Origin of the sequence: Micromonospora sp. NPDC047740 (assembly GCF_043204735.1) — a bacterium.
Taxonomy (GTDB): domain Bacteria; phylum Actinomycetota; class Actinomycetes; order Mycobacteriales; family Micromonosporaceae; genus Micromonospora.
In genome coordinates, this window is the sequence record NZ_JBIDCT010000010.1 from 1 (window position 1) to 20,904 (window position 20,904).

Annotated in this window: 21 protein-coding genes; 2 read left to right on the forward strand and 19 right to left on the reverse strand. The window is 70.7% G+C overall.

Translation table 11 applies throughout. The annotated features are described in order from the left end of the window. Positions 1-769 precede the first annotated feature (769 nt). The gene (locus tag ACGF4F_RS19415) at positions 770-2,125 is read left to right on the forward strand and encodes an IS110 family transposase (RefSeq protein WP_393078971.1); all 1,356 of its coding nucleotides are present in this window, start codon (positions 770-772) and stop codon (positions 2,123-2,125) included. 244 nt (positions 2,126-2,369) lie between these two features. On the opposite strand, the gene ACGF4F_RS19420 is transcribed toward ACGF4F_RS19415, so the two are convergent. Further along, positions 2,370-3,596, reverse strand: coding sequence for a hypothetical protein (locus tag ACGF4F_RS19420; RefSeq protein ID WP_393078974.1), 1,227 nt, complete (start codon positions 3,594-3,596; stop codon positions 2,370-2,372). A gap of 41 nt (positions 3,597-3,637) precedes the next feature. Then, entirely contained in the window at positions 3,638-3,925 is a 288-nt protein-coding gene (locus ACGF4F_RS19425; RefSeq protein ID WP_393078976.1) for a hypothetical protein, read from the reverse strand. Positions 3,926-4,139: 214 nt separating this feature from the next. Here ACGF4F_RS19425 and ACGF4F_RS19430 point away from each other — a divergent pair, with 214 nt between their 5' ends. Next, entirely contained in the window at positions 4,140-4,628 is a 489-nt protein-coding gene (locus ACGF4F_RS19430) for a DUF5317 family protein (RefSeq protein WP_393078979.1), read from the forward strand. A 225-nt stretch (positions 4,629-4,853) separates the two neighbouring features. Here the strand turns inward: ACGF4F_RS19430 and ACGF4F_RS19435 are convergent, their stop codons facing one another. The 17 genes from ACGF4F_RS19435 to ACGF4F_RS19515 all read right to left on the reverse strand — a co-directional run bounded on the left by ACGF4F_RS19435 (position 4,854) and on the right by ACGF4F_RS19515 (position 20,851). Continuing rightward, positions 4,854-5,705: an HpcH/HpaI aldolase/citrate lyase family protein gene (locus ACGF4F_RS19435; RefSeq protein WP_393078982.1), complete on the reverse strand. Its 852-nt coding sequence runs from the start codon at positions 5,703-5,705 to the stop codon at positions 4,854-4,856. Between the two features lie 20 nt (positions 5,706-5,725). After that, positions 5,726-7,189 carry a dihydroorotase family protein gene (locus ACGF4F_RS19440; protein ID WP_357439242.1) on the reverse strand — a complete coding sequence of 488 codons (1,464 nt, stop codon included), beginning with the start codon at positions 7,187-7,189 and terminating at the stop codon, positions 5,726-5,728. Between the two features lie 22 nt (positions 7,190-7,211). After that, positions 7,212-8,657, reverse strand: a complete 1,446-nt coding sequence (locus tag ACGF4F_RS19445) for an MmgE/PrpD family protein (protein ID WP_393078985.1) — start codon at positions 8,655-8,657, stop codon at positions 7,212-7,214. After that, the gene (locus ACGF4F_RS19450; RefSeq protein WP_357439237.1) at positions 8,650-9,489 is read right to left on the reverse strand and encodes a cyclase family protein; all 840 of its coding nucleotides are present in this window, start codon (positions 9,487-9,489) and stop codon (positions 8,650-8,652) included. Before ACGF4F_RS19450 ends, ACGF4F_RS19445 begins: the two co-directional genes overlap by 8 nt. 37 nt (positions 9,490-9,526) lie before the next feature. Then, entirely contained in the window at positions 9,527-10,723 is a 1,197-nt protein-coding gene (locus tag ACGF4F_RS19455; RefSeq protein WP_357439234.1) for a CoA transferase, read from the reverse strand. 80 nt (positions 10,724-10,803) lie between these two features. Further along, positions 10,804-11,646 carry an IclR family transcriptional regulator gene (locus ACGF4F_RS19460; protein WP_357439231.1) on the reverse strand — a complete coding sequence of 281 codons (843 nt, stop codon included), beginning with the start codon at positions 11,644-11,646 and terminating at the stop codon, positions 10,804-10,806. Between the two features lie 45 nt (positions 11,647-11,691). Beyond that, entirely contained in the window at positions 11,692-12,678 is a 987-nt protein-coding gene (locus tag ACGF4F_RS19465; protein WP_357439229.1) for an EamA family transporter, read from the reverse strand. After that, a complete protein-coding gene (locus ACGF4F_RS19470) occupies positions 12,665-13,129 on the reverse strand; it encodes an Ohr family peroxiredoxin (protein WP_357439226.1) in 465 nt (154 codons plus the stop codon). Before ACGF4F_RS19470 ends, ACGF4F_RS19465 begins: the two co-directional genes overlap by 14 nt. Continuing rightward, complete coding sequence (locus ACGF4F_RS19475; protein ID WP_357439223.1) at positions 13,126-13,950, reverse strand: alpha/beta fold hydrolase; 825 nt, start codon at positions 13,948-13,950, stop codon at positions 13,126-13,128. Before ACGF4F_RS19475 ends, ACGF4F_RS19470 begins: the two co-directional genes overlap by 4 nt. Beyond that, entirely contained in the window at positions 13,947-15,311 is a 1,365-nt protein-coding gene (locus ACGF4F_RS19480; RefSeq protein ID WP_357439220.1) for a M20/M25/M40 family metallo-hydrolase, read from the reverse strand. Before ACGF4F_RS19480 ends, ACGF4F_RS19475 begins: the two co-directional genes overlap by 4 nt. A 30-nt stretch (positions 15,312-15,341) precedes the next feature. Then, a complete protein-coding gene (locus tag ACGF4F_RS19485) occupies positions 15,342-16,085 on the reverse strand; it encodes an SDR family oxidoreductase (RefSeq protein ID WP_357439218.1) in 744 nt (247 codons plus the stop codon). Between the two features lie 100 nt (positions 16,086-16,185). Continuing rightward, entirely contained in the window at positions 16,186-17,040 is an 855-nt protein-coding gene (locus ACGF4F_RS19490; RefSeq protein WP_357439215.1) for an ABC transporter permease, read from the reverse strand. Between the two features lie 13 nt (positions 17,041-17,053). Next, positions 17,054-17,878: an ABC transporter ATP-binding protein gene (locus tag ACGF4F_RS19495; protein WP_357439213.1), complete on the reverse strand. Its 825-nt coding sequence runs from the start codon at positions 17,876-17,878 to the stop codon at positions 17,054-17,056. 20 nt (positions 17,879-17,898) lie between these two features. Further along, complete coding sequence (locus tag ACGF4F_RS19500; protein ID WP_357439208.1) at positions 17,899-19,017, reverse strand: ABC transporter substrate-binding protein; 1,119 nt, start codon at positions 19,015-19,017, stop codon at positions 17,899-17,901. A gap of 60 nt (positions 19,018-19,077) precedes the next feature. Then, positions 19,078-19,464, reverse strand: a complete 387-nt coding sequence (locus ACGF4F_RS19505; protein WP_357439206.1) for a nuclear transport factor 2 family protein — start codon at positions 19,462-19,464, stop codon at positions 19,078-19,080. Next, a complete protein-coding gene (locus tag ACGF4F_RS19510) occupies positions 19,464-19,775 on the reverse strand; it encodes a hypothetical protein (RefSeq protein ID WP_073837166.1) in 312 nt (103 codons plus the stop codon). Before ACGF4F_RS19510 ends, ACGF4F_RS19505 begins: the two co-directional genes overlap by 1 nt. Then, positions 19,775-20,851: a methyltransferase domain-containing protein gene (locus ACGF4F_RS19515; RefSeq protein ID WP_357439201.1), complete on the reverse strand. Its 1,077-nt coding sequence runs from the start codon at positions 20,849-20,851 to the stop codon at positions 19,775-19,777. Before ACGF4F_RS19515 ends, ACGF4F_RS19510 begins: the two co-directional genes overlap by 1 nt. Positions 20,852-20,904: the final 53 nt, after the last annotated feature.

A 20,904-nucleotide genomic window follows, 5' to 3' on the forward strand; every position in this document is an offset into this window, starting at 1 on the left:
ACCTCCCAAGAAGCTGGCGACGTCAGCGGGCGACCGGACCACCATTTTCACGCCTGCGTGGCGTCCGGAACAGGTCGGAATGACTCTGATCAGCTTAGCGATCCTGAGTCGGATTGAGTTTCCGGGATCGTTTCCCACCGTGGTGGAGATGCGTGGGCGTGGAGGTGGAATCCGGCGCCCAGTGCGGCTCCTCGTGGCCGGTGGCCGGTGGTGGTGGGTGTGCTGGTCGTGGTCACGCTCTGGTGTCGGTGGGCTGCGCGGGGCAGCTTCCGGTCCGTTGGTGCGTGTCCCTCCGGACGCTTGCCCGCCCGGCTGTGGGGCCGGGTGGGGGAGGGTGCCCTGCGTCGCCTGGGCGCGGGGCGTGTTGGCTTGTGCCGGGTGGGGCTGGTCTTCGACCGGTCCCTCCGGCTGGCATTGGAGCTCGGGGTGACGACGGCGTTGGCTTCGAGCATGTCCACGACCGAGCGGATCACCATCGCCCCGGTGGTGCGGTCGATGGCTGTCTTGGCTTGATGGGTGAGTCCGCGGGCGGCGATACGCCGCCAGCCGCCGTGGTCACGGTCGCCCTGCCAGCCGCACCCGGTGTTGGGGCAGATGGCCCACTTCCATCCCGACGCGGTGGGCCGGTCGGGGGCTTTACGGTGCTGTAGCGGGGTCAAACATTGCGGGCAGTAGAAAGACCTCGAAGCGTTTGGGAGCTGAGGTCAGGAACGTCCTCCCTGGTGGGATAGACGGGCTTGATGTCCCAGACCTACCGAGGAGGACGTTCGTGGCCAAGCGTAGCGGGTTGACTCGAGGAGATCGGCGGCGGAACAACCGAATCGCCGTGTTGCGGGCGCTGGTGCGAGAAGACCGGGCGATCCTGGCGATCGACCTGGGCGAGGACAAGCAGGTCGCGGCGTTGATGGACCACGATGGTCGGGTGCTGGGGCGCAGGACGATGCTGGTCAAGGCTCATGCGTTGGGCGGGCTGTTGGCTTGGGCCGCCGGGCAGGCGGCTCGGCACGGGTATGCCGGGATCGTGGTCGGTTGCGAGCCGACCGGGCACCGCTGGCGGTCGGTGATGGGCCTGGCCGACGCCGCCGAGATGGGATCTGTGTGCGTGCAGTCCCTCGCGGTGCACCTGGCACGCGAGGCTGACGACTACACCCGTGACAAGACCGACCATAAAGACGCGGTGCTCATCGGCAGGTTGATCGCTCGGCTGGACTGCTACCTGCCCGAACGCGCCGACGCCGACTGGGCTCGGCTGCGGCACCTGGGTGCCCGCCGGTTCCGGCTGGTCGTCGAGACCGTCGCGTGTGGGCGGCAGATCGCTGATCTGCTGTCGTGCTGTTGGCCGGCGGCGCTGGCGTGTGCGGCCAAGCCCTTGGACTCCACGACCTGGCTGGCGTGCCTGGCAGCGACCGTCGACCGCTGCGCTGGCGACCCGGCCCGGCTACGGCGGCTCGGCCGTGACGGGTTCTTCGCCGCCGCACGCGGGCAGCTGCCCCGCTTCGGCGCGGAGCGGCTGTGCCACCGGGTGGCCGGACGGTTCTTCGACGCCCTGGCCGATCGTGGCGGGGTGGGCGCCCAGCGCCGTGGTGGGCTGGAACGGGTGCGTTTCCTGCTCGACGACTGGCGTGCCGCCCTGGCCCGCCTGGATGATGTCGAGCAGCGCATGGTGGACGTCCTGGATACCCTGGGCCTGACCGACCTGGCCGCATCGATTCCTGGGGTGTCGGCAGTCGGGGCGGCGGTGATCCTGGCCGAGACCGGCGACCCGGCCCGGTTCGCCAGCGCCCGCAGCGTGGTCAAACACGCCGGGCTCAACCCGTCCGAGAACACCTCGGCCACCTTCCGCGGCCTGACCCGCGTGTCCCGGCGGGGCCGTCCCGGGCTGCGGGCCGCAGCATGGCGCGCCATGTGGGGCGCACTGCCCCACAACCCGGTCCTGGCCGACAAGTTCACCCACCTGACCACCCGCGAGCGCGGCCGGCTGACGCCGGCCCAAGCCCGGGTGGCCTGCGCCGCAGCCCTGCTGCGCTGGCTATACGCCATTGTCACTCACCGGCGGGCGTGGGATGCCACCATCGCCGCTGGCGCCGATGACGCCTCCCGTCCCGCCCTCGCCGCCGCAGCCTGACCAGCCCCCGACGACCAGCGCGACCCACGACAACTGCATAGACCGCCCTCCGCCGCGGGGCAAGCCCGTAAGGCAGTTGAGCCACCAAGCTCGTCAAGCACCAAGGGCCGCCCCGCCGCACCCCGCACAAGCTCGGTTGCGCGCTGTCGGGACCCCGCCGAAGCGGGACAAGCCCGGTTAACGATCTACGAAGAGACGCGGGATGTGCAGCGGAGCCCCCGCCACCCACGGACGGCGACCACACCTACGCCGATCGGCAGCCGCCACCGACCGGCCGCCCCCGCCTGCCCGCGACCGATCCCCCGCTGCCCACCACACGCGCACCCACGCAGCCGCACCACCACGAACAGCGCAAACTCCTGACCCACGACACTCTCAGCGACCGACTTGACAACCAGCTCTTACGTTGGTGCTTGGACGTGTTGCGGGCGGGGACAGTGACCACGGCGATGCCGTGCTCGGCGGCGAGGTGCCGCATCCGGTCGCTGATCTTTCCGCGGACCTGCTGGGACAGGCGCGTGTTCAGGCTGCGCCCCATGCCCTTGGCTTCCAACGACCGCAGATCCTCCAGATAGATCACCGTCGCCCGGGCGGCGATCGCCTGGTCCACCGTCCAGCGGGCGGCAGCCCACGCGAGCGCATCGTTGAGGTTGGATCGGCGGGTGGACACGTGGCGGATCTCGCCGGCCAGCACCTCACGTTTCGCCCTCAGATGCTCGTCGGGGCGGCCGCCGAGCAGCCGCGCGTACTGGTCGGCCTTCGCATGCAGCCGTTCTGACAGGCGTCGGAGCAGGTGCTGCTTGGCGAGGATGCCGGCGGCGCGGAACTGTCCACCAGCCCCCAACGCCGTGATCCGCCCATCCTCTCCCAGTCGTAGGGCTCCGGCGCTGAGGAGGGTGTTGAGGCCCCAATCCACACCGACCGCCACCGTGTGGCCGGTGCGCGCGGCTTTCGGCACCGGGTGCGTGTATGCAACATCGGCACGCACCTGCCCGCCGGTTATTCGGAGGGTGGGCAGGTGCAGCAACGCCGAGGCGGGAACCGTGGACGGCAGCCTGATCGGGCAGGCGACCCACGTCCAGTCCCGATACGTCTGCGGATCCGGACGGGTGGGCAACTGCAGCCGCAGCAGCGCCCTGCCCGGGTCGGTGTCGCTGCGCTCGATCGTGGCCTGCTGCCGATCACACGCGGCCAACAGCAACATCCGTCCGATCCTCGGGACGCCTTCGAGTTCGAACACGTCCACCGGCAGCCGACCGTTGGCCTTGGCGAACGTGACGGCCTGCCGGGTGCGGCCCTTGATGACGCTGGATGGCAGATGCTGCCCGCCGGGGATCGAGGCCCGCACCTGATCCCACTCCGCGGGCGTGCGCTTGCGCGGATCAGCCGGCCACGTCGCCAGGACCCCGCCGGTCACATCGGCGCGCCACTTCACCGAACGCAGCGCACGCCCCGCCTGCTCCTGCGCCATCCGCACGACCCGGTCATTGACCCTCACACCCCCAGGCGCAGTCACCGCCCACCCCAGGCGCCGCAGCGCCATCCACGCGTTCGACGGCAACCTCCGCCCACCCGCATCCACCCGGAAGCCAACACCTGCACATCCACGCTGTTCCAATGCTCGCCGATCAGCGCGGCCACCATGCCCGCCACCAGGCCGGCACACCACCCGACCCGCTGCGCCAGCACCGCCTGAGACAGGACCTCGCCGGTTGCCTCGTCCACCCCCACGCGCAGCACAGCACGGGCACACGCGGTGCGGGCCGTCTCACTCTCGGTCAGCCGCAGCTTCCCGCTCACCGACTCAACGCCTCAACACCGATCCACAAAAACCGGCCCTCACCGCCGGCCCACGCCACCGGAACCCTCCCCGAGCCAACCCAAACGTGATGCGCCACGGGGTGAACACCGACACGCTTCCCGGCCTTGGAAAGCCGAAAACGTCCCACACAGGCCAATCTATGATCACTGATCATCGATAATCAAATCGGTTAGGCCTCGATCGAACAAGCCGGTGTTGCATCCACCGCTGGCCGCACTCGGTCAGGTTGTGCAGTACTACGTGAAGGGCGTACGGAGCTTCATTGAACAGCAAGTCGGCGTGTCCATGCTGGCCATCGTGTTCGCTTTCGTGCTGGTGTGGCTTGCTGTCAACCTTCGACATTGGCCGGTGGCTACCCGCGTCGCCGGTGTGTTCATCGCGCTGGGCGCTGCTTTGAACGGCCTGGCCATCGCGCTCAACGGTCGGATGCCTTACGAACCCGCCGTGGCCGCCGCAGTGGGGGCCTGCGTCCGGGCCTGGCGACACCCAAACGAATCTGCCGACGCCAACACACGGTTGCCGTTCCTCGGCGACACTATCCCGATCGCACCCCTGCACAAGGTCATCAGCCCTGGCGATGTCCTGATCAGCGGCGGCGCCTGCGCGATGGTCGTGCTGGCCATGTGTCGCCACCGGCGGGGACAATCTGTTCCGTCACAGACCGAGGGGGGTGAATCATGACTCTGGCTGTCAACTGGCGGCGCGTCATGCTGGCGATGTTCACGCTCGCATCGCTGGCACTGCTGCTCTACACGGTGGGCGCACCGCTGACGGAGGGAAGCTAGACGCTCGCCGGCTGGAGCACATCTGGGAGGTGGCCCAGCCGGCGCGCTTCTCTGCGTTCACCCGGAAGCCAGCTGAGGCAGCACGCGAACCACGTGCCGGACCGGGCGGGACGTGCGGTAGTCAGCCGGCCGACGCGTCGGCCCGCCGTACCACTTCGGCAGCGGTGCGGACCACGGCCCGGTCCAGCAGTCGGCCGTCGGCGTCGGTCGCCACACCGGAGCCACGACGTTCTGCCCGCTCCATCGCCTCCAGGACCGCCCGGGCGGACGCCAACTCGGCGGCGGTGGGGGCGAACACGTCGTTGATGACCGCGAGTTGTCCGGGGTGGATGGCGGTGCGGGCCCGGAAGCCCTGCCGGAGCAGGGCCCGGGTCGTCTGCTCCAGCCGGGCTGCATCGCGCAGCGTTGTCTCGACGGGCCCCACGGGAGGGGTGATCCCGGCTGCGGCCGAGGCGACGACGACCTGCGAGCGGATTGGGCCGAACTCCGCCCGGTCCGCCCCCGGCTGCAGCCCGAGCTCACCGGCCAGGTCCGCCTCGCCGATGCCGAGTCGGAGCACGCGTGGCGCGGCGGCCACCTGCGCCGCGGTGAGCACCCCTCGGGCGGTCTCGATCAGCGCCACCACCTGGAAGGTCGGCGCACCCGGGCCGAGCCGCCGCTCGGCCCGGGTGAGCGCCGCGTCGACCTCATGGAGCAGGTTCGGTTCGGCCTTGGGCACCCAGATACCCACCGCCGCCGCGGAGAGGACGGCGATGTCCGCCTCGATCTGGTCACTGTTGATCCTGACCCACAGGCCAGGCCCGTTCCGCGGGGCGGCGGCGAGGAACGCGCCGACCGTCTCACGGGCCTGCTCCTTGCGGGCCGCGATCACCGCGTCCTCGAGGTCGAGTACGAGCGCGTCGGCGCCCCGCCCGGGGGCCTTGTCCAGCAGGTCCGCCCGGTCGCCGGGCACGTACAGATAACTGCGCGCCACCGTCTGCACTCCTCGCCTCCCTACCGCTGCGGCCGGGAGATGTACCGGCCGTGCGGCTCGCCGGCGACCTTGCCGTCGACGAGCACCTGCTCGCCGCGGACGAAGGTGTCGGTCACCTTGGCGGTCAGCTCGAAGCCCTCGAACGGCGTGTACTCCTGGGTCGACTCGGAGTCCTCGGCCCGAACCGTCCAGGTCACGTCCGGGTCCACCAGGCAGATGTCCGCGTCGTAGCCCTCGGCGATCGCGCCCTTGTGGTGCAGACCGAAGCGGCGGGCCGGGTTCCACGAGGTCAGCTCGGCCACCCGCTGGTACGACAGGCCGCGCCGGCTGCCCTCGGTGACCAGGCCGGGCAGCAGGTACTCGGCGCCGCCGAAGCCGGACTTCGCCACGAAGATGTCGTCGCGCGGTTCACCGAATTTCACCTCGTCCCGGCAGCAGGCGTGGTCGCTGACCACCCAGTCGATCTTGCCGTCCAGGACGTACTCCCAGAGTGCCTCGACGTCCTCGCGGGGGCGCAGCGGTGGGTTGACCTTGCCGCCGAGCCCGTGCGCGGTGCTGATGTCGGCCAGCAGGTGCCCGATTGTGACCTCCCGGCGGAAGTCGATGTGCGGGAACGCCTGTGCCATTCGCAGCGCCGCGTCAACGGCCTTGTACGAGGACAGGTGCAGCAGGTTGATCTTCGGCAGCCCGGTCTCGTGCGCCAGGTACGACGCGATCGACACGGCCAGCCCCTCCGAGTGCGGTGGCCGGGAGGCGTGATAGGCCTCCAGCCCTTGCAGCCTGCCCTCCTGCTCGACCTGCCTGGTGTAGGCGCTCATGATCTCGGCGGTCTCGCAGTGCAGCGACAGCGAGATGTCGTCGGCCAGCTCAGGGAACTGTTCACGGGCCGCCTGCACTCCCCGCATGACGAACTCGAAGTGGGCGTAGTCGTACCGCTCACCCTCCGGGATCATCAGGAATGAGTTCTGGTCGGCGGAGCGGCCGTGCAGCCCGTGGCTGCCGTAGAACATGAAGATCTTGAACGAGGTGACCCCGTGCTCCGCCACCAACTGCGGGATCTCGTTGATGTGCTCGCGCATCATCGGGGCCAGGTGGAAACCGTAGTCGATGTATGAGCGGCCCTCGGCGGCGGCGAGGACGTCCGGGAAGAAGTCGTCGTACCGGCCGCCGCGGTTGAGGTAGTACTGCCCGGTGCGCATGTAGTTCAGTGCGGTGGTCACGCCGCCCTGCACCGAGGCGCGGCTCTCCGACACGGTGTCCTCGCCCAGCGGGTTGTAGATGCCCCAGTGCTGGTGGGCGTCGACCACCCCGGGGAAGGCGAGCCGCCCCCCACCGTCGACCGCCCGGGCGGCCTCGCTCACCTCGATGTGTGGGGCGATTCGGCTGATCCGGCCGTCGGTGACAGCGACGTCCAGCAGCTCGGGTTCGGGCCGGTCGTGCCGGACGACGCGAATGTTGGTCAGCAGCAGGTCGAAGGTCGTCATGGGGGTGCTCCTCGTTGTCGGTTCAGCGGCTCGGCGCCACCGGCGCGGCGTCGGTGGCCCTCTCACACGTGATCAAGCTGGTCAGCTGCCGGACGTCGGGGGCCTGGTCCAGCCGGTGGACCTCCTCCTCGATCTGGGCGGCGATCTGCGCCGGCAGCCCGGCTGCGGTGTTGTGGTGGAACTTCACCGCCAGTTCAGCCTCGCTGAGCGGGCGTTGCGGCCCGCCGCGGTTGGCCAGGACCGCCTCGGTCCACTCCTGTCCGTCGCGGGTGACCACCCGCAGTACCGCTGGGAACTGGTTGGGGAAGATGGCGTCGCACCGTTCGTCGGGCACCACCTCGACCTTTGCCATCAGGGCCCGGCGGACCGGCTCACGGGCCAGGTCGTCGGTGAAGTCGGCCAGCCCGACGCCGAGCCCGCCGCCCCCGCACAGTCCGGCGGCGACCGCGTACGGGCCGCTGAACTGCGCCTCGTAGCCGGTCTGCGGGGCGCGCTTGCGTTCGATGGGTTGCCCGATGGTGCGGATCACCGGCGACGGCACGCCGAGTGTGATCGAGTCGATCTGGTCGATCGGCAGCCCCCGCTCCCGCAGCGCGATCGCCGCGTCGATCGCGGCGTGGGTGAAGTGGTTGGCCGGGTACGGCTTGAAGAAGATGCCGGGCACCGCCCAGTCGGTGTCGAGCCCTCGGACGACCTCGTCGGCGTCGAACTCGCCGCGCAGGAACGCCTGGAAGAAGCCGAACCGTCCCTCCAGCACCGTCGGTGGGCCGGTCACGCCGTGCCGGGCCAGCAGTGCCGCGCTGACCGCCGAATGCGCCGCCCAGCCACAGTGGATCCGTTTGACCGTGCCGCCGTTGCGGTTGGACTCGATCAGCCCGGCGGCCATCGAGGCGGCCACCCCGAGGGCGTCCAGGGTGCTGCCGGCGTCCAGCCTCAGCAGCCGGGCTGCGGCGACCGCTCCGCCGAGCGTCCCGCAGATCGAGGTGGCGTGCTGGCCGTGCTCGAAGAAGACCGAATTGCCGACGGTCCGGTCGTAGCCGGCCATGCCGAGGCGTACACACACCTCCAGGCCGACGGCGATGGCGGCGACCGTTTCTCGGCCGGACGCGCCGGCCAGTTCGGCGGCGGCGAGGGCGGCCGGCACCACCGACGCGCTGGGGTGCAGCACCGACGGCAGGTGCGTGTCGTCGTAGTCGAGGGAGTGCGCCAGCACGCCGTTGGCGAACGCCGCCAGCGCCGCGGGCACCCGCTCCGCCAGGCCGACCACCGAGGCCTGGCCCCGGCCGCCCTGCTCGGTGACGTACGCCAGGGCCGCCTGACTGGTCGGCAGCGGGTACGCCGCCACGCAGAGCCCGATGATGTCCAGCACCCGGGCGCGGACGCTGGCGACCACCTCGTCGGGGAGTGCGTCGGCGGGTGTGTCGGCGGCGAAGGCGGCCAGGCGCTGGCCCAGGGTGGGCTCAGTCACGGCTGATCACCGCCAGTGGACGCACCGGTGAGCCGGTGGCACCGTACAGCGGCAGCGGCGACATGATGAAGGTGAACTCGTACACCTCGTCGCGGGCGAGTTCCTCCAGCGCCAGCGTCTCGATCAGGTAGATGCCGTGTTCCACCAGGAGGATGCGGTGCGCCGGCAGCACGCTGTGTCCCTTGCCAGGCGGCAGGCACTCGAAGGCGATGGTGTCGGCTCCGGCGGCGTGTACCCGGCGTTCGGCCAGCCAGGTGGCACCGTCCGCGCCGATCCCGGGCACCCCGGACTCCTTCCCGATGTAGCGGGTGCGGTCCTCGTGGTCGAACAGCCGCCCCCAGCCGCTGCGGATGAGCACGACGTCGCCCGGTCCCACCGACGTGCCCTGCCGGCACACCGCGGCGTCGAGGTCGGCGTCCGTGATCTCGTAGCCGGCCGAGCAGCTCTCCTGCGCCAGCGCGCCCGGGATGTCGAGCAGGACGCCCCGGCGGACCATCGGCGCGACGGTGTGCACGCCCAACTCGTGGAACCGGCCGCCGACCTGCGCGGCGGTGGCGTCCACCCCGCCGTGCATCCGGCCGTTGTGGGACACGTGCGCGAGGGCATCGACGTGCGTGCCGACGTGGGTGCCCATCACCAGCAGGTCGTTGGCGGCGGAGCCGCCGTCGGGCCGGACCGTGTCGCCGTGCCGGCGCGGCAGGGTGATCCAGAACGGCGGGTGGTTCGGTGACTGCGGCATGCCGACGGTGAGCGGCCGGCCCAGGTCGTAGATCGTGACGCCGGCCTGCACGGCGTCGAGCAGGCTGTCGGCGGTTCTGGCAGTGGTGGCCACGGGGGTTCCTCGCGTTTCGGCTGTCATCGCGGCGTCGTCAGGCGACGATGTCGCGGGCTTTCAGGTCGGCGATCTCGGTCGGGTCGCAGCCGAGCTCGTCGACGAGCAGGGCGTCGGTGTCGGCACCGGGATCGCGGCCGGTGAACCGGATCCGGCCCGGGGTCTCCGACATCCGCCACATCACGTTGTGCATCCGCATCGGACCGAGGTCGGGGTCGTCGGCCACGGTGATCATCTCGGTGGCTTGGACGTGCGGATCCTCGACAATGTCCTTGGCGCTGTAGATCGGGGCGACGGCGGCGCCGACCTCGGCGAACGCCTGGGTCACCTCGTCGCGGGTGCGCTCACCGATCCAGGCGCCGACGTAGGCGTCGAGCTCGTCGGCGTGCGCCACCCGCCCGACGCCGGTACGGAACCAGGGCTCGTCGATCACCTCGGGGTGCCCGACCAACCGGAGGACCCGCTCGGCGATGGCCTGGGCGCTGGTGGACACGGCCACCCACGAACCGTCCTTGGTCCGATACGTGTTGCGGGGCGCGTTGTTGGTGGACCGGTTGCCCTGCCGCTGTTCCACCACCCCGAGCTGGTCGTAGACGGTGGGACCGGGACCGACGGCGGTCATGATCGGTTCCAGCAGGCTCATGTCGATGACCTGGCCCCGGCCGGAGCGTTCCCGGTGCCACAACGCCATCATCACCGCTGACGAGGTGGCGATCCCGCAGATGCTGTCAGCCAGCCCGAACGCGGGCAGCGTGGGCGGCCCGTCGGCGGTGCCGGTGAGGTGGGCGAAGCCGCTCATCGCCTCGGCCAGAGTGCCGAAGCCGGCGCGAGAGGCGTACGGCCCGGCCTGGCCGAAGCCGGTGATCCGGGCGATCACCAGACCGGGGTTGACCTGGTGCAGCCGTTCGGGGCCGATGCCCCACCGCTCCAGCGTGCCCGGGCGGAAGTTCTCCACCAGCACGTCGGCCCTGGCGGCTAGGCGCAGCAGCAGCGCCGCCCCCTCCGGCGCGGAGAGGCTCAGGCCGATCAGCCGCTTGTTGCGGGAGATCTCCTTCCACCACAGGGGATGGCCGTCCTTGGACTTGCCGTGCCCACGCATGCTGTCACCCATCGTCGGGTGCTCGATCTTGATCACCTCGGCGCCGAAGTCGCCGAGGATCTGACAGCACAGGGGCCCGGCGAGGATTGTCGAGACGTCCAGGACCCGCAGACCTGTCAGCGGTCCGTTGCTCACCCGTTCCACCTCCCCAGTCATCGCTCGGTTCAGCGGAAGACCATTCCGCCGAGCAGAAAATTTCGGTCGTACCTACTGGGTCAACGCCGTGCCGGTCGGCCTTCAACCGGCTCACCCGCGCGCTGCGCGGGCGCCCGGAAACCCAGCTCGGCGGAGATCTCCGCCGCCGCCGCGGCGACCAGGGCGCCGTGCCCGGCGCACACCTCGGGCGTGAACCGGTTCTGCGGTCCGCACAGCGAGATCGATCCGAACACCTGACCGGTGGAGTAGCGCACCGCCGCCGCCACGCTTCCCGCACCGCTCTGCCGCTCGCCCATGCTCACCGCGTACCCCTGGCGGCGGATCCGAGCCAGCTCGGCCCGCAGCCGCACCGGTGAGGTGATGGTGGACGGGGTGACCGCCTCCAGCGGCTGGTTGTCCAGATAGTCCTCGGCCTCCGCGTCGGACAGCGCGGCGAGGATGGCCTTGGACGACGACCCGGAGTGCAGCGGATGGCTGGTGCCCAGCGACACCGACATCCGCACCTCGTGCGGCGAGAGCACCTGGTCGATGTAGACCCGGTACCAGCCCTGCCGCACCGACAAGGTGGCCGTCTCACCACTGGTGCGCACCAGCCGGACCAGATACCGCCGGGCGATGTCCGGCACGTCCATGGCGCGCAGCGCGGCCAGCCCCACCGTCAGCGCGCCGGCGCCGAGCCGGTACCGCTTGGTCTCCTCGTCGAAGCTGAGGAACTCGTCGGCCACCAGCTCCTTGAGGATCCGGTGCGCGACCGCCTTCGGCAGCCCCAGCTCCCGGGCGATCGTCGACACGCCGAGGGTCTCCGGCGCCCGGGCGGCGATGATGTTGATGACATCAAGGGCACGTCCGAGGCCCGACCGGGTCCGGCTGGCGTCATTGTCAATGACGGGTGTCGTGGTCATCCTCAGTCCTTACTGTCGACGTAGGTGGGCGGGCAGCGCCGGGCGTCAGGTGGGTGCGACAGGTGTGCCGGCCGGCAGACCCTCGACCTGCCGGGGTCGTTCCACCGCGATGACCAGCGCCACCGAGGCGAGTACGACCACCCCGGCAACCACCTGCCGGCCGGTCAGCCTTTCATTCAGCATCATCATGCCGAGCAGCACCGCCACCACCGGATTGACGTACGCGTAGGTGGCGGCCAATTGCAGCGGCGCGTTTCGCAGCAACCAGGTGTAGACGCTGAACCCCACGACGGTGCAGACCACCATCAGATAGGCCCAAGCCAGCCAGGAGCGGCCGGTCACCTCCGCCAGCCGCAACCGCCCCGCCTCGCCGCTGACCACGCTCGCCACCGCCACCGCCACCCCGCCGACCAGCATCTGCCACCCGGTGCCGACCAGATGGTCCGCCGGCGACCTCAGCCGCTGTGCCAGCGTCGAGCCCAGCGCCCACACCATCGTGGAGAGCACCACCAGCAGCATCCCGCCGAGGTGCCACTGCCCGGTCGGCGCCGCGAACAGCAGCGCCAGGCCGGCCACCCCGCCCAGTACGCCAACCGCCGCCAGCGACGACGGCCGCGGCCCGACGCCCAACCGGAGCACCAGCACCCACAGCGGCATGCCGGCCACCAGCAGCGAGGCCAGTCCAGTCGGGACGTACTGCTGACCCAGGGCCAGCAGCGCGCTGCCCGCCCCGACCATCAGCAGTCCACTGGCCACCACCCCGCCCCACTCGCCCCGCGCCGGCCGCAGCCCGACCCGTCCCCGCCGCGACGCCGCCACCGCGAACAGCAGCAGCGCCGCGGCCAGGAACCGCGCCGAGGTGCACACCATCGGAGGCAGGCTCTCCAGGGCCACCCGGTTGCCCAGGTAGGTCGAGCCCCAGAGCAGGTAGATCGCCGCGAGCCCGACGGCCAGCGCCACGGGGCCGGCAGGCCGCGGCGATGCCGCCACCGGCCTCGCCGTGGCGACACGGGACAGGTCAGCGGTGTCCATCGACCTGGATCGTCACCGGAGTGTTGCCCCGCAGGGCGTTCGAGTACGGGCACAGCTGGTCCGCCAGCGCCACCGCGCGCTCCAGGTCCGCCTGGGGGCACTCCGGCGCCGACACCTCCAGCACCACCGCGATGGCGTACCGGCCCGCATCGGTCTGCCCGAGGGAGACTGAGGCGGTGACCGTGGTCGGCCCCGGTTTCGCCCCCACCTGGCGGGCGGCGATGGCCAGCGCGCTGTCGAAGCAGGCCGCGTAACCGGCGGCGAAGAGTTCCTCGGGATCGGTGCCCGCCGCGTCCGGGCCCCGCTGGGCCGGCCGGGTGAGGTCGACCCGTAGCGACCCGGTCAACGACCGCGCCGCCCCGCCCCGCCCGCCCGACACCCGCACCGCCGCGGTGTAGATGACGTTCGCCGGGACCGCCGTCGCGGCCTCGGCCGGTGTCCCGATGCTCATGCCGGCCGCCCTTCCAGGTCCGCCTGCACCTGCGCGGCCACTGCGTCGGCGAACGCCTCCGGCTGCTCGTCGGCGACGAAGTCCGTCCCGCCGGGGATGGTGACCAGCGGCGCGTGCGGCAGCGCGGCCCGCACCTGCGGCGTCATCCGGTCGAGCAGGTCGTCGGCTCCGTGCAGCAGCACGATGGGCAGCGCGTCCAACGCCGCGGTGTCCACGTGATGGTCGAAGACCGCCCGGTACGCCGTGGCGTAGTCCGGTCCGGTCAACAGGTACTCGGTGACCTGCCGGTTCGCCTCCTCCGGGGTCAGTCTCGGGTAGAGGCCGTACACCCGGTCCCAGATCACCCGCAGGTGCCCGCCGTCACGCGCCGGGAGGTAACCCGGGGCGTACGACCGCTTCTTCTCCGCCCGCTCCTGCTCGTCGTAGAGCGGGATACCCTGCAGGATCAGCCGGTGTACCCGCTGCGGGGCGCGCATCATCGCCTCGGCCCCGATGATCGCGCCGGTGTGCTGCCCGAGCAGGTGCAGCCGGGGCAGTCCGAGGGCGTCGGCGATCTGCCACACGGCGTCGGCGTATTCGGGAATGGACCAGGGGCGTGGCGGCGGGTCGGACATCCCGAACCCCGGCGTGTCCAGGGCGACGACCCGCAGGCCCCGCCGGGCCAGGGGCTCGACGACCGCGTCGTAGGTCGCCGAGGACAGCGGGGACTGGTGGAGGATCAGCAGTACCGGCCGGTCGGGGTCGCCGCCGTGGCGGTAGTGCACCTGTCCCCACGGCAGGTCGACGTATGCCCGGCGGGCCACCCCGCGCGCCCGGCTCACTTCGCCACCGCCATGGCCGCCATGATCTCGATGACGTGCTTGATGCCGGCGCGGTAGTCGTCCAGCCGGATGTGCTCGTTGGGGCCGTCCACCCCGGAATCGGCCCGGGACACGCCGATCCCGACGATCGGGCGGTCGGCGAGCACCCCCTGGTTGCCGATCCACTGGGTGTACGGCTCGACCACCGGCTCCGTCCCGTACACCCGGCGGGCCGCGTCGGCGACCAGCGCGACGAACGGATCGCGATGGTCGGTGATGTTGGGCTGGCTGGTGGCCATGACCTCGATGCGCAGGTCACCGAAGCCGGTCGCCGCCAGGTGGTCCCGGAGGCAGCCCAGCACCCGCTCCGGGTCTTGGCCCGGGACCAGCCGGATCTCCAGCTTCGCCGACGCGGTCGACGGGATGCCCAGCGTCACGTCGTCGCGCATGTCGCCGCCGGCAAAACCGGCGACGGTCAGCGTCGGCACGGTACGGATGGCCAGCGCCGCCTGCCGGTCGTCGAGGTCCCCGGTGAACCGCTCGACCTCGGCCCGCTTGCGGAGGAAGTCCCCGTCGAACGCCACATTCGCCAGCAGTTCCCGTTCCGCCTCGGTCGGCGGGCGGGCGTCGTCGGCGAAGCCGGGGATCGTCACCGTACCGTCAGGGCGCTGCAACTGGGCCAGGGCGGCGGCCAGCCGGGCCGTGGCGGCGGGCAGCAGCGCGGTGTTCTGGCTGGTCAGGTCCCGGGGCAGGGTCTGCGCGGTGAGCCGCAGGTAGAGCACGCCCTTCTCGCTGAGCTTGAGCAGCAGCCGGTCGTCGCCGTCGAGCCAGGAGTTCTCCCACAGCGCCGCGTCGCTGGCCAGCCGGCGGGCGTGCGCCCGCACGAAGGAGCCGAGGCCGGGGCTGTGCAGCCACTTCTTGCCCTCGAAGATGATCCTGCTGGTGACCGGCGGGGTGAGGCCGGCCAGCCGCCAGGCCGCCACCGCGTGGATCCGGGACATGACGACGCCCTTGTCGTCGGCCACGCCGCGGGCGTAGAGCCGCCCGTCGTGGATCTCCGCCGCGTACGGCGGGCTGATCCAGTCGGCGTCGTCCCCGGCCGGCTCGACCTCCACGTCGTAGTGGGTGAAGTGCAGCAGGGCCGCCTCGCCGTCCCCGGGCACCTCGGCGAGCACGTACGGGTAGGACTGCTCCCAGGGGATTATCTCGGCGCTGCCGCCCCAGCGGCGTACCGAGCCGGCGATGAACTCGGCCGTGGCCGCCATCTGCTCCGGCTCCTGCCGGCGACTGCGGATGCGGCACAGCTGCTGTAACTCCTCGACGAACTCGTCGAAGTGCGCGTCGACCGCCGCCAGGGCGGCTGCGGTGTCAGGGTGTGGCATGCGGGTTCCTCACACAGGGGTGGCAGGGGCTCAGTGGATGGTGACGCCGCCGTCGACGAAGATCGTCTGGCCGGTGATCATGGCGGCGGCGTCGCTCAGCAGGTAGGCGACCGCGTTGGCGACGTCCTGCGGCTCGGCCATCCGACCCAACGGGATGGTGGCCATCTTGTCCGCCAGGTACGCCGGGTCGCCGCGTAGGTCGGAGGTCATGTCGGTGGGCACGATGGTCGGTCCGACCGCGTTGACCCGGATGTGGTCCGGTGCCCATTCGAGGGCCAGCACCCGCGCCATGTGCATGACGCCGGCCTTGCTCACGCAGTAGCCCAGCGTGTTCAGCACCGCGATGTGCCCGTTGGTGGAGCCGATGTTCACCACCGCGCCGCGCGCGTCCCGCAGGGCCGGGTACGCGGCCTGGCACATCCGGAACGTACCGGTCAGGTTGACGTCGACGACGGTGGTGAAGTCCTCCTCGGACATCGTCGCCGCCGGCCCGCGGCGGACCACGCCGGCGTTGTTGACCAGGAGGTCCAGGCGGCCGTGCCGGTCCAGGACCGCCGCGACCAGGCCGGCGCAGGACCGCGCCGACCGCACGTCCACCAGGTGCCGGGTGTGCGTCCCGCCGGACAGCTCGCTGTCCCAGTCGTCGAGGACGTCGGCGCGGGCCACCGTGGCCCCCCGCTCGGCGAGGGTGGCGGCGATGCGGGCGCCGATGCCGCGTGCCGCACCGGTGACCACGGCCACCCGGCCGTCGAACCGGTTCGGGTCACTGCTCATGGCCTGCTCCACGTTTTCCCGGGCCGGTCACCGGCCGGGCGGGCGGACGCCCGGCCCGACCGGTGCCGCGCGCCCGTGACGACGGTCCCGTCCACGGTCGTCACGCGCCGATCACCTTGGTCTCCTCGGCCCAGAAGGCCACCCGCTTCTGCACCAGCCGGATGACGAAGTGGGCCAGCAGACCCATCACCGACAGGACCACCAGTACGGCGAACATGCCCGCGATGTCGAAGTTGTAGTTCGTCTGGAGCAGTAGGTAGCCGAGGCCTTCCTTGGCGCCGATGAACTCACCGACGACCGCGCCGAGGATGGCGAAGACGATGCCGATGTCCAGGCCGGCGAAGATGAACGGCAGTGCGCTGGGCAGCCGTACCATCCGGAAGATCTGCGTCTTGCTCGCCCCGAACACCGTCAGCATCTGGATCTTGTCGGCGTCGGCCGCCCGTAGCCCCTCGATGACGTTGACCAGCATCGGGAAGAACGAGATCACCGCCGCCATGACCACCTTGCTGGTCAGGCCGAAGCCGAACCAGACCACGAACAGCGGGGCCAGGGCGACCTTCGGCACGGTCTGGAAGGCCACGATGTAGGGCATCAGGGTGGCCTCGACGACCTTGACCTGGGAGATGAAGGTGCCCAGCAGCACCGCGGCCCCCACGCCGATGACGAACCCGACCAGCGCTTCCTGGCTGGTCACCCGGAAGTGACCCCAGAACTGGTCGTCGCCGAGCTGCCGCCACAGGGAGTCGACCACCTGCGAGGGTCGGGGCAGGACGTACTCGTCGACACCGATCAGCTGGATGCCGTACTCCCACAGCAGCACGACCACGACGAAGACCGCCGGGACCAGCCAGAGTTGCGGCTTCTCCCGGAAGTCCAGGCGGCGCCGGGCGGCGCCGGTGGCCGCCGACGTCGGTGGCTCGGCCGGCTTGTCGACCAGGTTGGTTGTTGCCATGGCTGCCTCCTCGTCAGTCGATTACGCCGGCGGCGTTGAAGTGTCGGCGGATCCGGTCCACGTAGGTCCCGGCCCGGTCGGAGGACATGACGCTGAGGTCACGGGGCCGGTCCAGGTCGATCGGCATGATCTCGGCGATCCGGCCCGGTCGGGGGCTGAGAACGACCACCCGGTCGGAAAGGAAGACCGCCTCCGGGATGGAGTGCGTGACCAGCACGATCGTCTGCCCGCTCTCCTGCCAGATCCGCAGCAGTTCGACGTTCATGTACTCGCGGGTCATCGCGTCGAGCGCGCCGAACGGCTCGTCCATCAGCAGCACCGCCGGGTCGTGCACCAGCGCCCGGCAGATACCGGCCCGCTGCTGCATACCGCCGCTGAGCTCGTGCGGGTACTTACGCTCGAATCCGTTCAGGCCCACCATGTCCAACAGTTGCTGGGCGCGTTCCCGGTGCCGGCGGGGATCCAGCTTCTGGATCTCCGCCGGCACCATCACGTTGTCGAAGATGGTGCGCCAGGGCAGCAGGGTCGGTGCCTGGAACACCATCCCGACCTCGGGAAGGGGCTTCGTGACGTCCCGCCCGGCGATCCGCACGGTCCCCCCGGTCTTCGGGCTCAGCCCGGCGAGGATCTTCAGCAATGTGGTCTTGCCGCATCCGGACGGTCCCACGACCGAGATGAACTCGCCGCGGCGTGCGGTCAGGTTGATGTCGCTGAGCGCCTGGGTCGGGGCCGACTTGCGGGGCCGGTACTCCTTGTCCAGCCCGGCGATCTCGATCCAGGAACTCTCCGACACCGATGCCGGGGTCTGCGTCGCGCGGGCCGCCGCCTTGATGGCCATCGAAATCCCTTCCGCTACCGCTAGCTGACGGTGTAGTGGGCGGCCTTGTCGAGCACCGCCGCCTTGTCGAAGTTGTTGGCACCGGAGAGCAGGCTCGGGTCCCACAGCTTCTTCAGGTCGACCTCGCCGGTGATCTGGCCGGCCTCCTTGGTGTACGCCTGGGTCTTCGCCCACTCCTGGTCGCTGATCGCGCCCCAGTCGGCGAACTGCTCCGGCGTGCCGCTGGCCGGGGTGGCCGTCTTCAGCCAGGCCGTCAGACTCTTGGTGTCGGCAGCCAGCCGCTCGTCGACGGTCTTGCCGGCCAGGATCTGCGGGAACACCTTGTAACCGATCCGCATGGCGGCTTCCGGGTTCTTCGCCGAGAAGAGCATCGCCTTGTACCCCGCGCGCAGGAACCGCGTGTACACGTCCCGCTTGTCGGCGAAGTCGCGCGCCCCGACGCTGAAGGTCAGCGAGCGGATGCCGGTGAAGATGTCCGGGTTGGTCAGGTACTTCAGCTGGATGCCCGAGTTCTCGATCACCGCGTACGCCTGGGTGTAGAGCGCCAGCATGTCAACCTTGCCGTCGTTGAGCGCGGCGGCGGCCGGCGCCCCGACACCCACCGGCAGCAACTCGACGTCCTTGGCCGGGTCCAGCCCGGCCGCCCGGACGTAGGCGCGGGCGTACGGGGCGGAGCCGGAGGCCAGGCTGATCACACCGATCTTCTTGCCGCGCAGGTCGGCGCCGCCGGCGATGGTGCTGTCCGGCTTGACCGCCATCACCCAGGGCCAGTTCTGCACCAGGCCGCCGATCGCCTTGATCGGGACGTTCTTCTCCGCGGCGCCGAGCACCGAGCCGGAATCGGCGGCGGTGATGTCGGCGCTGCCCGAGGCGACCGCCTGCAGCGCGGCGACCGAACCGTCGGCGTTGATGGTGTCGATGGTCAGCTTCTCGTCGGCGAAGTAGCCGAGCTCCTTGGCGACCGCGTATACGGCCACCTCCTCCTTGGGGCCGATCACCGCGGAGGCGATCGCCATCGTCACCTTGGCCTCCTTGGTCCCGCCGCCGGCCGTGAACCCCTCATCGGAGCCACCGCCGCATGCGGACAGGACCAGCGCGGCGGCCAGTGCCGCCGGCAGCAAACCCCACGTGCGTTTCATCTCCAACACCTCGTCATCAGTCGGAAGGTCCGGCCGGCCGCCGATGGCGGCGACCGTCAATCAGGTGTTCAGCAGCGAGGCGGCGATCGCCAGGTCGTTGTAGACGTGCTGCTCGACGATCAGCCCGTCGTCGAGGACGAACACGTCCGCATAGCGGATGCCATCGAACGGGCTGCCGTCGTGCCACTGCCCGTACAGCCGCCCGAGTGAGGTCACCGAGATCCGTCCCTCGGCGTCGCCCACCAGGTACCGGTCGCGGTGTTTGCGGACCCACCGGTAGGTCCCGGTCGACGCGGCCGCCATCTGCTTCAGGGAGGAGTACTCCCGGCCGGCGGGGAAGACCAGCCGCGCTCCCGGCGCGAGGAACCGGCCGGCCTCGTCGAGGTTGCGGTCCTCGCACAGCTGCAGGTAGTGGTCGACCAGTCGGACCCCGTCGTGGATACCCATCAGCCGGTCTTGCCGCTCAGCGCCGCCTCCCACTGGTCCCGCAGCGGGTGCTCGGCGGGACCGTGCTCGGTGAGGATCCGCATCAGTCGGGCCAGCAGCTCGTCCCGTTCGCGGTCGAGGACCTGCTGCTCCTCCTGCCCGGCCACGAAACCGTCGACGGCGCCCGCGCCGAGGATGTTCCCGCGGACCAGCAACGCCTCCACGACGCGCAACCGCTGCCGGGTCACGTGCAGCTCGGTGGAGAGCTGCAACAGCAGGTCGAGCAGCTTGCCGACCTTGGGGTCTCCGAAGTAGTCGAACTCGGTGCTCATCACGCCTCCGGCTTGGTCGCGGCCAGTACGGCCCAGGGGAAGTGCCACTCCGAACGGTCGCCCCAGCCCTGCGGCTGGACACCGCTTCGGCGCTCGTCGAACGGGGTCCAGGACACGTCGGTGAGACCGGCCTCGGTGCACACCGCGATCAGGTCGGAGCCGAACAGGGCCCGGAAGAAGGGCTCGTTGTTCCGCTCGGCGTGCTCATAGATGGTGGCGTCGCGCAGCGGGTCGCCGGTGAGCATGAACTCCAGGAACCGCAGCGAGCCGCCCGGCTTGAGCAGGCGGGCCGCCTCCTCGATCGTTTCGCGGATCGCGTCGGCCGGCATCTCGTGCAGCACCATTGTCCCGGTGACGACGTCGCAGCTGTCGGCCTCGAAGCCGGTCGCCCGGCCGTCGACCTGGCGGTAGTCGACGGCCAGCCCGGCCGCCTCCGCCTCGGCGTGGGCGAGCCGCAGCCCAGGGGCGGCCAGGTCGACGCCGATCACCTGCGCCGTCGGGTACCGGCCCACCAGCGGGCGGGTGCTCTTGCCGAACCCGCAGCCGATGTCGACCACCCGCGTCGCCGCCGGCAGCTCCGGCAGCGCGGTCTCGGTGAACAGCTTGTGGAACTTGTAGCCGTCGTTGTCGCGCAGCATGACGATGCGCGCCCCGAACTCGTACACATACGCCGACATGTCGTCGGAGAAGAAGCTCCCCGGCTGGATGTGGATGTCGTAATCGGTGTACCAGTCCGGAAGGTCCAGCTCCGGGTCCAGCTCGAGGGAGCCCGCGGGCTGCTCGGGCAGCGCCTTCATCTGGTCGGCCAGCTCATCGCGGCGGCTCAGCACCGCGTCGCCGGCGAGCTTCCACAACATCTTCTGCTGGACCCGCTCCAGGTGGCTGAACCACGGGTACAGCGGGAGGCCGCGCAGCACCTGCCCGGCGTCAGCGACTGTCGTCGCCGGCGAGCCGGTGGCGCCGTATTCCTGGCGCAGCGCGGGGTAGACGGTGTCCGCCCAGCGCTTGCGCAGACTGAGGACGAAATCCACGGCGGAACGCTCATCCAAGGTGAGGCGCTCCTCGACATCGAACATGCCTTGTCTCCTCTTCGGACTGTGGTGGGGGACGGTCGACCAGGGCGGGCCGG